The organism is Tolypothrix sp. PCC 7712 (genome assembly GCF_025860405.1).
In the GTDB taxonomy this organism is placed as follows: Bacteria; Cyanobacteriota; Cyanobacteriia; order Cyanobacteriales; family Nostocaceae; genus Aulosira; species Aulosira diplosiphon.
Genome location: NZ_CP063785.1, coordinates 5,237,771 through 5,252,094 on the forward strand (window position 1 = coordinate 5,237,771; position 14,324 = coordinate 5,252,094).

14 protein-coding genes and 2 pseudogenes are annotated in these 14,324 nt (G+C 40.9%); 3 read left to right on the top strand and 13 right to left on the bottom strand.

Annotated features, from left to right (window positions below; genetic code table 11):
* Window positions 1-124: 124 nt before the first annotated feature.
* The 4 genes from HGR01_RS21495 to HGR01_RS21510 form a co-directional block, all read right to left on the bottom strand.
* A complete protein-coding gene (locus HGR01_RS21495; RefSeq protein WP_045874092.1) occupies window positions 125-1,219 on the bottom strand; it encodes an AI-2E family transporter in 1,095 nt (364 codons plus the stop codon).
* 212 nt (window positions 1,220-1,431) lie between these two features.
* Complete coding sequence (locus tag HGR01_RS21500; protein ID WP_045874091.1) at window positions 1,432-1,875, bottom strand: NUDIX hydrolase; 444 nt, start codon at window positions 1,873-1,875, stop codon at window positions 1,432-1,434.
* 34 nt (window positions 1,876-1,909) lie between these two features.
* A complete protein-coding gene (locus HGR01_RS21505; protein WP_045874090.1) occupies window positions 1,910-2,308 on the bottom strand; it encodes a hypothetical protein in 399 nt (132 codons plus the stop codon).
* Between the two features lie 59 nt (window positions 2,309-2,367).
* Window positions 2,368-2,535, bottom strand: coding sequence for a hypothetical protein (locus HGR01_RS21510; protein WP_155539617.1), 168 nt, complete (start codon window positions 2,533-2,535; stop codon window positions 2,368-2,370).
* Window positions 2,536-2,588: 53 nt separating this feature from the next.
* On the opposite strand from HGR01_RS21510, the gene folD reads away from it, so the two are divergent.
* The 3 genes from folD to HGR01_RS21525 all read left to right on the top strand — a co-directional run bounded on the left by folD (window position 2,589) and on the right by HGR01_RS21525 (window position 5,418).
* The gene (gene folD / locus HGR01_RS21515; RefSeq protein ID WP_045874089.1) at window positions 2,589-3,482 is read left to right on the top strand and encodes a bifunctional methylenetetrahydrofolate dehydrogenase/methenyltetrahydrofolate cyclohydrolase FolD; all 894 of its coding nucleotides are present in this window, start codon (window positions 2,589-2,591) and stop codon (window positions 3,480-3,482) included.
* A 115-nt stretch (window positions 3,483-3,597) separates the two neighbouring features.
* On the top strand, window positions 3,598-4,527 hold the full coding sequence (gene crtE / locus HGR01_RS21520; RefSeq protein WP_045874088.1) for a geranylgeranyl diphosphate synthase CrtE: 930 nt from the start codon (window positions 3,598-3,600) through the stop codon (window positions 4,525-4,527).
* Window positions 4,528-4,947: 420 nt separating this feature from the next.
* Window positions 4,948-5,418: a divergent PAP2 family protein gene (locus HGR01_RS21525; RefSeq protein ID WP_045874087.1), complete on the top strand. Its 471-nt coding sequence runs from the start codon at window positions 4,948-4,950 to the stop codon at window positions 5,416-5,418.
* A gap of 172 nt (window positions 5,419-5,590) precedes the next feature.
* Here HGR01_RS21525 and HGR01_RS21530 read toward each other — a convergent pair whose 3' ends face one another.
* The 9 genes and pseudogenes from HGR01_RS21530 to HGR01_RS21570 form a co-directional block, all read right to left on the bottom strand.
* Window positions 5,591-6,226, bottom strand: a complete 636-nt coding sequence (locus tag HGR01_RS21530) for a hypothetical protein (RefSeq protein ID WP_045874086.1) — start codon at window positions 6,224-6,226, stop codon at window positions 5,591-5,593.
* 209 nt (window positions 6,227-6,435) lie between these two features.
* The gene (locus HGR01_RS21535) at window positions 6,436-6,765 is read right to left on the bottom strand and encodes an MgPME-cyclase complex family protein (RefSeq protein ID WP_045874085.1); all 330 of its coding nucleotides are present in this window, start codon (window positions 6,763-6,765) and stop codon (window positions 6,436-6,438) included.
* A gap of 63 nt (window positions 6,766-6,828) precedes the next feature.
* A pseudogene (locus HGR01_RS21540) lies at window positions 6,829-7,191 on the bottom strand (SnoaL-like polyketide cyclase); the annotation flags it as partial.
* Window positions 7,192-7,277: 86 nt separating this feature from the next.
* Window positions 7,278-8,852, bottom strand: a complete 1,575-nt coding sequence (locus tag HGR01_RS21545; protein ID WP_045874084.1) for a group II intron reverse transcriptase/maturase — start codon at window positions 8,850-8,852, stop codon at window positions 7,278-7,280.
* Window positions 8,853-9,455: 603 nt separating this feature from the next.
* Window positions 9,456-9,812 (bottom strand): annotated as a pseudogene (locus HGR01_RS21550) (SnoaL-like polyketide cyclase); the annotation flags it as partial.
* A gap of 243 nt (window positions 9,813-10,055) precedes the next feature.
* A complete protein-coding gene (locus HGR01_RS21555; RefSeq protein ID WP_045874083.1) occupies window positions 10,056-10,778 on the bottom strand; it encodes a pyridoxine 5'-phosphate synthase in 723 nt (240 codons plus the stop codon).
* 26 nt (window positions 10,779-10,804) lie between these two features.
* Window positions 10,805-10,999: a hypothetical protein gene (locus HGR01_RS21560; protein ID WP_210403139.1), complete on the bottom strand. Its 195-nt coding sequence runs from the start codon at window positions 10,997-10,999 to the stop codon at window positions 10,805-10,807.
* 35 nt (window positions 11,000-11,034) lie between these two features.
* Complete coding sequence (locus tag HGR01_RS21565) at window positions 11,035-12,243, bottom strand: glycosyltransferase (protein WP_045874082.1); 1,209 nt, start codon at window positions 12,241-12,243, stop codon at window positions 11,035-11,037.
* A gap of 593 nt (window positions 12,244-12,836) precedes the next feature.
* Window positions 12,837-14,048: a glycosyltransferase gene (locus tag HGR01_RS21570; protein WP_052335414.1), complete on the bottom strand. Its 1,212-nt coding sequence runs from the start codon at window positions 14,046-14,048 to the stop codon at window positions 12,837-12,839.
* Between the last annotated feature and the right edge of the window lie 276 nt (window positions 14,049-14,324).

The following is a 14,324-nucleotide window of genomic DNA, read 5'->3' on the forward strand; positions in this document are numbered from 1 at the left end:
TAGTGTGGTTTATTTCCACCGACTTACTTAATAAACAGGTAATTATAAGAAAAATCTGACAAATCGAAGGGGCACAAAATTTTGTACCCCTTCGATTTATTTTATTTGGAATTTTGAATTCGTATTATTCCCCTACCTCAACTGGTGAATGATGTTTAATATTGTCATTCGATACAATTACTTGACTAAATACACCATCACGCCAGCCATCTGCTATATCTTTAATAAAACTAGCGATGGGTATCGCAATTAATAAACCTAATACTCCGCCTAATTTAGCTCCTAATAGTAAAGAAATTACTACCCATACAGGATTTAAACCTGTTAAATTACCAAGAATCCTAGGGGCAATAAAATTAGCATTTACTTGGTCAATTGCTACTGCTATCCCTAATACTTCTACCCCTAACCAAATATTTTGTAATGCTACTAGAAAACTAACTATAGTGATACCTATACCTGTACCAAAAGGGAACAGGGAGAAAAAGCCAATCCCAATCCCAAAAAGTAGCGCTAAGGGAACTTGTAGCGAGAAAAATGCCAAAGTCATCGCCACACTTAACACTGCACCTAATGTCGCCTGACCAATAAAATAATTATGAAAATCTTCTCTTAAAAATTCCCGCACTTTTGGGCCAATATAAGGCGGAAACCACTGAAAAACTCCATCCCATAAACGCTTGCCATTTAATACCATGTAGACAGTCAAGACTACTGTTAGCAGCACATTGACAACAATTCCAATAGTATCGAAAGCAACACTAACAACTCTGCCAGTAAAAGATTGCAGTTGATTAGAAAATCTATCTAATATTTGCGTCGCTATACCAGATAAATTTACAGGAAGCTGTTGTGTCGCCGCCCAATTTTGAAAAGCTTGGATTTGTTCACCAGCAGAATCAACCCAATAAGGAAGAATATTAGCCAATTCATTTAGCTGTTCTATAATTAGCGGTACTAAGATAATACCTAAAGCGACTAAAATCACTACAGCTAAAAGTAGAACTACACTAATAGCTAAGTTACGTTTTACCCCACGTTCTTGCAAAAATTGGATGGGATAATTCAACACAAAAGCTAATAAAATAGCGGCAACAAAAATACTTACTAAAGGTTGAAAATATTGCACAACCTGAAGTAATAACCAACCATTAAGAATAATAATAGGAAATGCCAATCCTATATTTAACCATCGCGGTAGTTTGTTTAGTGATTGCATTAGTGGTTACTCCGGGGGATTGGGGACAAATCAATTCAAAATTCGTCTTGAAAAGTTTGCTCAACGGGGGGAACCCCCGCACGCAACTTTTCGCAAAATTCAAAATTCAAAATTACGGAACTCCTGGAAGGGGTAATAATTGAATGACTCGTGAGTCAAGACGCGATGAATCGCGTCTCTACAATTGTTGACCCATGAAATGGTTGAAATCTTTACGCTTCACAATGTAGATTGCTTTCTAGAAAATCCAGCATAATTCGCTGATGCATTGGCCCTAAAGGTCTGACTTCAGCAGCAATTGTTGAGTAACAGGTACCCTGGCGAATATCTGCTGGTGTTAAAAAGCCCATGTCCCAGCCTTCATTTAACACGAGTTGATTTGAATCCACTAACAGCGGTGCATGAAAGACATGACGGATGACTTGATCATCCCAATAACAGCAAAATTCAGAGAACTTTGGGTAATCGTAGCCAATTTCTTCTAAAACTTCGCGCTTAACAGCAACATTTGGCATTTCTCCAGACTCGATATGTCCACCAAAAAGTGCCCAGTAGCCAGGATAAAGAATATTTGGGTTATTATCCCGCAGCTGCATGAGAAACTTGTTGTTTTGGTAGAGAATTGCGATCGCAACCTGTACCTGCTGATTTTCCATAAATTTTTATATAAGTTATATAATTCGTCCCAAATTAAGAATCTTCTTCTAAATAAACTTCGCCAAACTCCTTACCAGCAAGGGGTATGCTTTTATAGCGAACTTTACCTTTAATCACTATTTGGTCTCCCTTCGCTAACTTAGTTTGATTGGTAACTACCCAAATTTTGCCAGTGGAATCATCAATTTGATACGCCCAGCGTTTTGCTAGGGGTACTTGCCTTTCTACTTTACCTTGGATATAAACTGTAGCCTGGTTGTTTTGCTCTGGTTGAATCTCCCGAATTGGCGTAACGTTACTACCAATACGCAAATTACCCACACCAAAACCAGACTGTGTGACGTTACCACAACCAAAAAGTCCTACTACCAGAAAAAATAACAACCCTAATCGATAAGCAAAAATACTGGAAATCTGAGAAAATTTTGGCATTAGTTATTTGTCCTTTGTTATTTGGCATTTGTCATTTGTCATTGGTCATTTGTCATTTGTCATTTGGCTTTTACCCCCATTACCCATTCCCCATTCCCCATTCCCCATTCCAATCCCCAACCCCCAAAGATAATATGATTTTGTTGTTTGAGAGACGCTAAGGCATAAAATAACAAGACCATCATAGTCAATAGCCAAAGTTGACTGTTGACTGTTGACTTTGCCACAAACGGCTAGATGTTGGTCTTTGGACTTAAGGCGAATATAGCTGGAAATTCTTATGGAAACAAAAACTGCCAAACTTCTTGATGGTAAAACCTTAGCTGAAAAAATTCAGCACAACCTTTTAGAACGTATTGCAGAGTTACAACCAAAAATTGGTCGTCCCCCTGGTTTAGCAGTGCTGATGGTTGGTGACAATCCCGCATCAGCTGCTTATGTACGCAATAAAGAGAAAGCTTGCGCTAAAGTGGGTATTGCCTCTTTTGGTAAGCATTTTCCTACCCAAACCACTCAAGCAGAATTGGAAGATGCGATCGCAGCACTCAATCAAGATGAACAGGTAGATGGCATTCTTGTACAGTTACCCTTACCTCCACATTTAGACTCTATTCGCTTGCTGCATCAAATTGAGCCAGATAAAGACGTTGATGGATTGCACCCGGTAAACATGGGGCGATTGGTGCGCCAAGAAGCAGGTTTACGCAGCTGTACACCAGCTGGTGTGATGCGGTTGCTGCAAGAATATAAAATTTCTTTGCCAGGAAAACAAGCAGTGGTAGTGGGACGTAGTATTTTGGTAGGTAAGCCAATGGCGTTAATGCTTGTGGACGCTGATGCTACCGTTACCGTTGCCCACTCACGATCCCAAGACTTAAAAGCGATCGCCCAGAATGCCGATATTCTCATCTCAGCTGTAGGCATTCCAGGATTGATTACTGGTGAAATGGTGAAACCGGGCGCTGTTGTGGTAGATGTGGGGATAAATCGTGTCACCGATGCTAGTGGCAAAAGTCGTTTAGTCGGCGATGTCCACTGGGAATCGACAGCTGGCGTGGCGGAGTTTATCACCCCAGTTCCGGGAGGCGTTGGCCCTATGACTGTCGCTATGTTGTTGCAAAATACATTTGCTAGCTACTTAAGGCGGCACGGAATCAAGAGCGATGAATTATGAATTATGAATTATTCTTCCTAATTCTTAACTCTTAATTACTCGTGTTTTGAGATCCAAAGCCCCTTAAAATTGTGACGTATATGACAAAAATACCAAAATTTCAGGATTTTACAGAATGGTAGCAACTGATAAGTTTAAAAAGATGCCAGAGACAGCCACGTTTAACCTATCAGCGTATCTCAAAGAGCGTCAACAGCTTTGTGAAACTGCTTTGGATCAAGCGCTTCCCGTTTCCTATCCAGAGAAGATTTACGAGTCGATGCGCTATTCTCTCTTAGCTGGTGGCAAACGTGTGCGTCCTATCCTGTGCCTTGCTACCAGTGAAATGATGGGCGGCACAATCGAAATGGCAATGCCAACAGCTTGTGCGGTGGAAATGATCCACACAATGTCATTAATTCATGATGATTTGCCAGCGATGGATAATGACGATTACCGTCGGGGTAAGCTGACAAACCACAAGGTTTATGGCGAAGATATCGCGATTTTAGCTGGCGATGGTTTGTTGGCCTATGCTTTTGAATTTGTTGCGATCGCCACCCCTTTAACTGTCCCTAGAGATAGAGTATTGCAGGTAGTAGCGCGTCTTGCTCGGGCATTAGGGGCTGCTGGCTTGGTTGGGGGCCAAGTAGTGGATCTAGAATCAGAAGGTAAAACAGATACTTCCCTAGAGACTCTGAATTACATTCATAACCACAAAACAGCTGCCCTTTTGGAAGCTTGTGTTGTTTGTGGTGGTATTTTAGCGGGAGCATCTGTTGAAGATGTACAAAGACTAACTCGGTATGCTCAGAATATTGGTCTGGCATTCCAAATTGTTGATGATATTTTAGATATCACCGCTACTCAAGAACAATTAGGCAAAACTGCTGGCAAGGATTTGAAAGCGCAGAAAGTTACTTATCCCAGCCTGTGGGGAATTGAAGAATCTCGCGTTAAAGCCGAACAACTCATTGAAGCAGCATGTGCGGAATTAGACGTATTTGGAGAAAAAGCACAACCTTTAAAAGCGATCGCTCATTTTATTATCAGCCGCAATCACTAAGTCAACCCCTACGGGAATTTTACTCATTAATTCCGTAATCTCACTTAGCAGCCCGTAGGGTAATACCAATTCAAAATGCAAAATTCAGAATTGAAAAACTTAGACAGCATCTAGGTTTTGGAGTTTGAATTTGTTACCTGCTTGTAATGAATTGGTATAAATTGTCGTCAGACATCAGAACTTTGTGATTTTAATTGCCAGCTTCGCGATGATCAATTTTGGATGTGAGACTCACTGAATTGCCAATTTTCCTCCAGTCTTTATATCAAATTGGCAGAGGTACTATGTTTGAAAATTCAAGATTTTCAATCTAAAATCCAAAATTGGTATTAGCAAGTGGCTTAATGTTGTTGGGTTGCATCCAAAATGTTTTTCAAAAAATAACTGCTGCTAATATTTACTAAACATCCCCAAAATACCATGCAGGACATAGGCGACATCTTAGACAACCGGGTGCTGCTGGTTGCTCTGATAGCTTGTTTAATTGCTCAATCGATGAAGCTCGTCATCGAACTAGTTAAAAATCGCAAACTTAATGTACGTGTTTTAGTAACCACTGGCGGTATGCCTAGTGCCCATTCGGCTCTAGTTACCTCTTTAGCAACAGGTGTTGGGCAAACTCTGGGTTGGGCATCGCCTGATTTTGCTCTGGCTACCATTTTTGCCATCATTGTTATGTACGATGCAGCTGGAGTTCGCCAAGCCGCCGGTAAACAAGCGCGGATACTCAATCAAATGATTGATGAATTATTTGATGATAAACATGACTTTACCCAAGACCGCCTGAAAGAATTGCTGGGACACACACCAGTTCAAGTAATAGCTGGGTCGGCTTTGGGAATTACCATATCTTTCTTAGCTAAGTCTTTTTTATTAGCCAATATTCCATAGTTAATAGTCAATAGTTCAGCCTCCAGTAACTATTGACTCTGGACTCTTGACTCTTAATATTGCAATCCGATTGATTTCGGAGAAATGACTTTTTTTAGGGAGGGAACAAGGGACAGGAAACAGGGAACACAGAATCAAAGATAATAGTTTCCCAAGCCTTATCTAGCTACTGTCAACGCACATTTGAACGTAGTAGCGTCACCTTACGGCTATCAACCAAATAAGCAACAAAACCGCGTTCATTGAGCTTTTTCAATGTGTTATGAGCTTCTTTTTGGTTAGTAGTGTAAACTGCCAACAAGTAAGGGCGTTGTCCATAGGAAGCAAAACCTATATCACCTTCCACCACTTTTTCTACATCAGATGCCAATTCTGGGCGGTTGAAATAATCTACTAATACGGCGTAACCTTCTCCCAGCGCTTGTGGCTTAAAGGTAACATTTTGAGGTGCTTGTACATCTGCCGGTTTAGTGGTGATAATGCCAGATAAGCCGACAATATTGTTGATATATCTTGCCCATCTTTGAGCATCATCAATTTTATTAAAGCCACCTATCCTAGTAACTGTATCGCTGAGGTATTGACAGGTGGTACTTTTTAGTTCATTGGGCAAGGCATTACGCAGTTGCTTTTGATTATCTGGTGTGGGACTAACTATTAATAAAAGATATTCACCAGCATTTGGAGGTTGACAAGCAGGAAGAGTTTGTTGAGCGTTAACAGAACTCATACTATGAATCAATCCTGCGATCGCTAATACTACAGTATGTAGTAAATACGGAAATCTCTGCACAACAGCCTCACACATAAAGAAGATTTTCTTAAAAGATTTCGTCAATGTATATTTTGTTCCCTGGGGGAGGGAGTAGAGGGGGCAAGGGGAAAAAGGTAAAAGGGTAAAAGGGAGAACAAGTAATTACGCATTACCAATGCCCAATGACGGCAGTTGCTACAACGCGGGAAACCCGCGCAACGCACTGCCTCCCCCATGCCCCATGCCCCATGCCCCATAGTATATTAAGACACGGTAGCCAATGATGCTAAAGGATCGGAGATTGTTGCTGAAGGTGCTTCAAACTCGCCTACAATTACATATTCCAATCGCAGTTTCAACCAAGTAATAAATGGTTTGTCGGTAGAAATAATTGCCGCCGCAGGTTGAGGACACTTGGCTTTAATCTCAGCCATTTCTGGTGCTTCTAAAAACGCAGGTTGCTTTACTAACCAAAAATCAATTTCTTTTTCTTGTTCGTGGTAGTGACGGGTACGTTCTTTAAGTACCTCATCTAAGGGTTCTTCTTGTATTAAAAATTTTTGACTTGCCAAAACGTAATAGTAAGTTGCCATTTTGATCCTTTGGTTATTAATGATTAACTCAAGGGTACAGTTTATATACTGTACCCTTAAAAATTAACTCTTCTTGAGTTTTTTAAACCAAGAACTGAAGGGACAAGCACTTGCCTTGTTTTCACTACTTGAGAGTTTGCCGCCAGCTGTCAGCTTCTCTAAAAACAGCGTATTGTCAAAGTAGTGTTCTACAGAAATTATCCGCAAGTCATCGGTAACTTTGGCAACGCTCATGCCGATAATTTCTACTGTCTCTCCAGTTGGTGCATGGTCTTTATATGCACCTTGAAAATGTCCCCAGTGCCGCCACTTAAATGTTACGGTTGGTGGCCCAGAGTACACTTCCAAAACTTCCCAAGGAAAGCCTTGTGGAAATGTTGAGTGGAAGATTTGAGCGGATGATTCAAAGGTTTCTGCAGAAGCTTTGGTTGAGTCGATGGAGAGTATTATCTCGCGCACCTCTCTGTTAAATCTGGGCGTGCGACTTTCACCGCACCCAGCTTCCGATGTTCTCAGCTTGCGCTTTTGCTCATGTGTTTGTAATCGTGGCAACTCTCATGAATTGCTTCAAGATTATTTTTCTTCCAGTTGGCGTGATTTCCGTCGATGTGATGCAGGTGAACCCGTTCCTCATCGATGAATTTTAAGCCGCAGGATGCACATTTATGGTTTTGCTTCTTAAGAGCTTTAGAGGTTTCGCCATCATAGAGTTTACTGTTGCGTTCGCTCCAGTAGGCTGTATCTCCGTCATAGGGGGATTTTGTTCCTTTGACTATGACGTGTTTGTTTTCGGAGTAGGAAATTGCTGGGAATGCTTTGTCTAGTAATTTCTTGCTAGAGTAGCGGTTTTGCTTGGTTTCCTTGTTGAATACCTTGTAGGCTCTTGTTTCGATGTGGTACAAGGAGTTCCTGGAACCACTCATCTTGCAGAACTTATGGTAATTTCTCCAACCTCTAACTACCGGGGCTAATTTCTCAGCCTTTGTGGTAGCACCATAATTCGAGTTGTTGACGATGTGTTTTACTTTCTTATGGAACGCTTTGAAGTTGTCCACTGAAGGGATACTTCTGAGCTTTCCGTTTTTCTGGACTTTGAAGTGCCAGTCGAGGAAATCAAACCCATCTGTCGCGGCGGTAATTTTGGTTTTCTTTTGGCTTACATTCATTCCGCGTTTGCGGAGGAACTCGCTGATTCTTTCAAGTATTTCTGTCGCATCATCTTCGGGTCGGAGTATGATAACCATGTCATCCGCGTATCGGACGGATGGTTCGGTGATATCACTGGCTGAGGTTTTGTCAGTGATTCTCTGTCTTTTATTCACATGGTATCTGTGTATACTCTCAATCCCGTTGAGCGCAATGTTAGCTAGCAAAGGGCTGACCACTCCCCCTTGGGGTGTCCCTTGTTCGGGGAATTCTGGGTTGACTCCAGCCTTGAGGCATCGGAAGATACCGAGTTTTAAGCCAAAAGGGGCAATGAGTTCGTCCATTATTGCTGAGTGGTTAATCCTGTCGAAGCACTTCTCAATATCGAGTTCAATAACTCGTTTCTCTATTCCGTTGACTCTGGAGTTGAGGTTGTTAAAGATGTATTGTTGTGCATCATGGGCAGAACGCCCAGTTCTAAACCCATAACTCCTGGCGTGGAAAGTGGCTTCGTGTGCTGGTTCGAGTGCGTGTTTTGCTAGGCATTGCCAAGCCCTATCCGCGATGGTAGGTATCTTGAGCATTCTGATAGTCCCGTCCTTTTTGGGGATGGGGATTTCTCTTAGCCCTTGATGTTTCCAATTTCCACTGTTCACTCTTAGTAATTCTTCAAGGTTGAAGCGTTCCTCGAATGAGAGGGATTTCTTTCCATCAATACCAGCCGTCTTTCTACCAGCATTTAGCTGTGATACTTGTCTTATTGCAAGAAATCGAGCCGAGGTGGATTTTAGAATGAGCTTTTGGAGTAACCGCGCTTTCCGCTTGTCTCCAACTTGAACAGCTTTAAATACGCGCTTTTGAAGGCGGAAAAGATTTCGGCGGAATTTCTTCCACGGTAAGGCTTTCCAAGATTCACTAGTTTTGTAACTGTGTCTAATCATTTTCTCTTCTCTAGTTTGTATTCTCTGAACACCTCAGACCAATTACGGTCTGTCCTACCCTAACTGTGGGGATTCCTCCGCTCGTCTGGTCTACCTGAGATTCGACTGTCTCAAGACCCACAATTAGTTTTTATTCGTTCCCTCGGAGAGATTGATGAGCCACTGCGTTGCCGGGGTTTCCCCGGTTGAAGTATGTGGCGTTGTTCCGTTAGATGTAGCCAATTCAACTACTGGATTCCCTAGACTCTTGCCGCTACCCATTACATCTTCGGCGGGAATGAACTCCAGTGAGGTCAGGGATTTTGCGTTGCGCCCTGCCTTCAGTTAAGTCGCTTTTGTAGGCTCTGTTTCATCATAGGAACTCCCTGTTAGCGCCAGTGTCAACCCGCAACGGTCGTCTGATTACGCCCTGTTCCCAGCTTCACTCTACAAGAACCGAGCTTGTTCGGTGTGGGCAGATAAGGAGTCAATTCTGAGTCTGAATGGCAAGACTTTCACTTGCATCTGACCGAGAGTTCAGCCTTTGATGACAGTAATCTGCTGTCAGGCTGGTTTAGTTATGTACGGACTGATTACCGTGATTCACTAAACAACGAATCGCACGTAATGCTCTGAATCAGCCATAAATAAATTGTAAGTACCTTGGGCTGCTAAATCTGTAGCGGTATATTCTTGACCTCCATTAGTACTCACACGAAATTGGTCATTAACAACAGACAACCACTGTTGTGGGTTGGTTTTGAAAGATACCTCCATCTCAAAGCTTCTGACTAAATTTTGTACGATCGCTTCTAGAGTACCATCTAGGTGATTACGCGTACTTTCTTTAGCCAAATTCTCTTTAGAGCGAGAATAATCAGGAGGTTCTTGATAGCGCCATTCGGCACCAGTACTTCCTTCAATAACTTTATCTCGATCCTGTACCCAAAGTGGCAAACTGTTAGATTGTGTTGCGCTCATAGAAGTCTTTGCTTAAAATTGTGTCCCCAATTCTTGGATTACGCAGTTAAGACCCCTCTAAGCAATGATTGAGTAATGAGTGCTGAGTAAAGTAAAAAGTACTCACTCGTGATACACAAGGCACTTACCGCAGTGCTTGTGGCTGGTTTTTTTAACTCAGCACTCAGCACTCAGCACTCAGAACTGAAAACTCAGCACTCTTCATAGTTAACTGTTAGCTGTTAACTGTTTACTGTTCACCGTTTACAGTTCTCCTCGGATGGCTTGCTTCATCTCACGCACAGCTCTTTCTAAACCTACCAAAGCTGCTCTACTAATGATGGTGTGACCAATATTGAGTTCTTCCATCCCTGGCAGAATCGCCACAGGATAAACATTCCAGTAAGTCAGCCCATGACCAGCGTTAACTCGCAACCCTGCTTGAATTGCTTGCTCGCACCCTTTAGCTAACACGGCTAACTCGTGCTGGCGGCTTGTTTCATCAGTAGCCTCAGCATATTGCCCAGTATGCAGTTCTATAAACTTCGCTTTCACTTTAGCAGATGCTGCAATTTGTGAAGGTTCGGCATCGATAAATAAACTTACTGGAATGCTAGCACTCTGCAATTTATCAACTATCTCAACTATTTTAGCAATTTGCCCAACAATATCTAAACCACCTTCTGTAGTGACTTCTTCCCGTTTTTCTGGTACTAAAGTTACATAATCTGGTTTGATATCGAGAGCTATGCCTAGCATTTCCTCGGTAGCAGCCATTTCTAAATTTAAGTGCGTTCTCACCGTTTGCCGTAAGAGTCGCACATCTCTATCTTGTATATGCCGTCTATCTTCCCGCAGATGCACAGTAATCCCATCTGCACCCCCCAATTCTGCCAACACTGCTGCTGCTACGGGGTCAGGTTCCACCGTTCGCCGTGCTTGTCGAATAGTCGCAATGTGGTCAATGTTTACGCCGAGTGTAGACACCCCTAATTTCTCCCGATCCACAGTCTTTAGGATCTTGATTTTACAGGAAAAGTGGGAATGGGGCATTGGGCATGGGGGAGGCAGTGCGTTGCGCGGGTTTCCCGCGTTGTAGCAACTGCCGTCATTGGGCATTGGTAATGGGTAATTACGTTTTCCCCCTCATCTCCCTCATCCCCCTCATCTCCCTCATCCCCCTCATCTCCCTCATCCCCAGTCCCCAATCCCCAGTCCCCAATCCCCAGTCCCCAATCACCTACTAACGAACCAATGATGTATCAGACAGATGAATCTGATTGGCGAGATTTTTTAACTCAGCTTCTCTAGATAACATGATTTCGCTAGGCTGAACGTCTATTGCCTCAAAGATTGTTCGTAAGCGATATACCCAATCATGTCGCAGTAGGGAGTTGACAACATTTTCTTTTCTAATTCTGGTTAAGCGATCGCTCTGAGCATCTAAGTCAGTTACAATTTCACCGATGTCAGGAGAATCAAAGGGAACTTTGATAATTGCATCAGGCCAATCAAAATATTTGTAAAATTCCTCTATTTTTGGCGGTTCGCCAATCATCACTGCACCAGCAGCAGCACCTTCAAAGAAACGAGAACCAAACTCTTGGTTAACTTTTGCTGTGTTCAGTTCATTAGCGCGTGAGCGATTAGCAAAGAAATAGCGGCTTCTTTTAATTAAATTAGCTAATAAACTGCGGTGTTCTTGGTGATTGTTAACCGCAAATGTTTGTTGTTTAGCGGCATTTTTAGTTCCGGAGGCTTTGATTGTATCGTAGTAATAAAAAATTGGTTGGTGTTGTGCAAATTCTAATAGGGCTTTATGGGTTACCGATGAACGACGACCCAAATAGGAAACATCAATACTACGATAAGGTAAGAGGGGATAGGGACAGAATTTTAATGTATCAATCCCAGGTGGTAGATAGCTACAAGGGCGACCTGTAATTTTAGCAACTGCCTCTACACAATTTTTAGTACCAAGAAAAATATGGTCGAAATCCTTTAAAAACTCAAAGAAGTAGTTATTGGATGGCTTAAGATACCATTCCCAGCATTCAACTATGTAACAGACAGACTTATCGCATTTTTGCTGCCAATTTTTAAACGAATGCAGCGCAAACAGTTCAAAGGGAGAATTAAATATGGGAAAGAATAGTTCATACTCTTGCTCAAGTAAGTATGGATTATTCCCTGGAAGGAGGAACTCAGCCAATTGCTTGGAGTTAGTTAAATATTTAGCTAGCTTGTAGATTTTCCTGAAGATACCGTCGTTAGCACTCAATGGTTGAACCATATCAACAGCATCTGTATCATATAGTACATCTTCAAATTCATATAAGGTACAAAAAGCTACTAAGTTAGCAATTTCACGCATTGATACTAACAAAATGCGTGATTTTTCATTAGAAAGAGAATTAAATTTAGGTTTTATTAAATATTTATTGTTGTTCATGATATTACCCTGATTTAATAAGTGTTTTAAAGCAAGTTACTTGTCGCTAGTAAATTGTTTCTTTTTCCAATTTAAGATTATGTATTATTGAAAATTGAATTTTGAAATGTGATTTTAGACTTTCACAGGCTTTGAAGAACTTCTTATATCAAAACACGTAATCTACAGTTAGAAACTAAAGAATTATGAAATTTGAGAACCTAATAGCTCAAGAATAAATTTTAATTATATCTATACACTACTATCTAAAAATAGACAAGGAGTAAGAGGATTTCGGTAATTTAGAAAAACTTATAGGTCAATTGCTAATCTTTTGGTGAAACGCTTCTTAAAATTTAATCAAATAATGTTTGCGACACATCAATAATATTCTAGAGGGCAAGGCAATACCGTGCTTCTACTGTCGTATTCTTTTCTCAAATTGGTATGATCTCAATCATAAATTTAGATCAGCCAAATATTCTAGTAAATATAATTTGATTCAGCAAAAAGAAAATGGGAAAAGTGTGAATTTACTTTCCCCATACACAAGGCACTTAAAATGGCTTATACAAAAAAGATAATACCAATTAGCTAAAAATCATTATGAGTTTCTAACTAACTAATGATGCATCTAAAGCGTGCTGGATTTCATAAGCTAGTTTCTTTAACTTAGCTTCTCTAGCTAACATGATTTGGCTAGGTTTAACATCTATTGTTTCAAGTACTGTGCGTAAGCGATATACCCAGTCATGTCGGAGTAATGTATTGACAACATTATCTCTGCTAATTCTTGCCAAGCGATCAGGCTGTGAATCCAAATCAGAAATAATCTCGCCAATTTCTGGAGCATCAAAGGGAACTTTGATAATTGCATCAGGCCAATCAAAATGTTTGTAGAATTCCTCTGTCATTGGTGGATCGCCAATGAGGACTGCACCAGCAGCTGCTCCTTCAAAGAAGCGTGGGCCAAACTCTTGTTTATTTTTTGTCGCTTCTGCTTCGTTAATGCGTGCGCGGTTAGCAAAGAAATAACGGCTTCTCTTGTTTAAATTAGCAAACAAAATGCGGTGTTCTCGGGCATTATTCACCGCAAATGTTTGTTGTTTAGCAGCATTTTTAGTTCCGGAAGCTTTGATTGTATCGTAGTAATAAAAAATTTGTTGCTGTTGTGCATACTCTAATAGAGCTTGATGAGTTACAGGTGAACGCCGACCCAAATAGGAAACATCAATACTGCGGTGAGGTAACTGTGGATAGGGACAGAATTTTAATGTATCAATCCCAGGTGGTAGATAGCTACAAGGACGGCCTGTAATTTTAGCAACTGCTTCGACTGAATTTTTATTGCCGAGAAAAATATGGTCGAAATCTTTTAAATATTCAAGAAAATATAGACTGGATGGCTGCAGATATGTTTCCCAAAATTCATCTATATAACAAACTGCTTGGCTACATTTTTGCCGCCAATTTTTAAATGCGTGCAGTGCGAAAAGTTCAAAAGGAGAATTAAATACGGGAAAAAATAGTTCATACTCTTGTTCAAGAAAGTATGGATTAGTTCCCGGTACTAAGAAATTAGCTAATTTTTGAGAATTAGTTAAATACTTAGCTAATTTGTAGACTTTTCTAACGATGCCATCATCTGTACTCAAAGGTGTGAGCATATCAGTAGCATCGGCATCGTAGATGACATCTTCAAATTCATATAAGCTACAAAATCCTACTAACTTAGCAACTTCACGCATTGATACTATCAAAATGCGTGATTGATTACGGGAAATAGAATGTAGCTTGGGTGTCATCAAATATTTTTCTTGATTCATGTTCATACCTTAATTAAATCCAGGAATTGATAAAGTGATTTGTTCTAGCTGGCGATTGTTGCTAGAGCTATGTAGACAATTGATTTGAAATTTCAGTATTAATTATGAATTGGAGACCTGAACATAAAAAGCTGCCGATTACTATTCATTTGGAATTAGTAATCAGCATTTTGGCATTAGGGAGAAGAAAACCAATGATGTACATAGAGAAATATAGAAGCACCTAGACACCCTAAGGAGGAATCAGCTGATGACCTTTGTTACCTAAGCATAAGA

Bases quoted from the DNA above. Each gene is read 5' to 3' on its own strand.
- HGR01_RS21495 (WP_045874092.1), bottom strand. From the start codon at position 1,219: ATGCAATCACTAAACAAACTACCGCGATGGTTAAATATAGGATTGGCA.
- HGR01_RS21500 (WP_045874091.1), bottom strand. From the start codon at position 1,875: ATGGAAAATCAGCAGGTACAGGTTGCGATCGCAATTCTCTACCAAAAC.
- HGR01_RS21505 (WP_045874090.1), bottom strand. From the start codon at position 2,308: ATGCCAAAATTTTCTCAGATTTCCAGTATTTTTGCTTATCGATTAGGG.
- folD (WP_045874089.1), top strand. From the start codon at position 2,589: ATGGAAACAAAAACTGCCAAACTTCTTGATGGTAAAACCTTAGCTGAA.
- crtE (WP_045874088.1), top strand. From the start codon at position 3,598: ATGGTAGCAACTGATAAGTTTAAAAAGATGCCAGAGACAGCCACGTTT.
- HGR01_RS21525 (WP_045874087.1), top strand. From the start codon at position 4,948: ATGCAGGACATAGGCGACATCTTAGACAACCGGGTGCTGCTGGTTGCT.
- HGR01_RS21530 (WP_045874086.1), bottom strand. From the start codon at position 6,226: ATGTGTGAGGCTGTTGTGCAGAGATTTCCGTATTTACTACATACTGTA.
- HGR01_RS21535 (WP_045874085.1), bottom strand. From the start codon at position 6,765: ATGGCAACTTACTATTACGTTTTGGCAAGTCAAAAATTTTTAATACAA.
- HGR01_RS21545 (WP_045874084.1), bottom strand. From the start codon at position 8,852: ATGATTAGACACAGTTACAAAACTAGTGAATCTTGGAAAGCCTTACCG.
- HGR01_RS21565 (WP_045874082.1), bottom strand. From the start codon at position 12,243: ATGAACAACAATAAATATTTAATAAAACCTAAATTTAATTCTCTTTCT.
- HGR01_RS21570 (WP_052335414.1), bottom strand. From the start codon at position 14,048: ATGAATCAAGAAAAATATTTGATGACACCCAAGCTACATTCTATTTCC.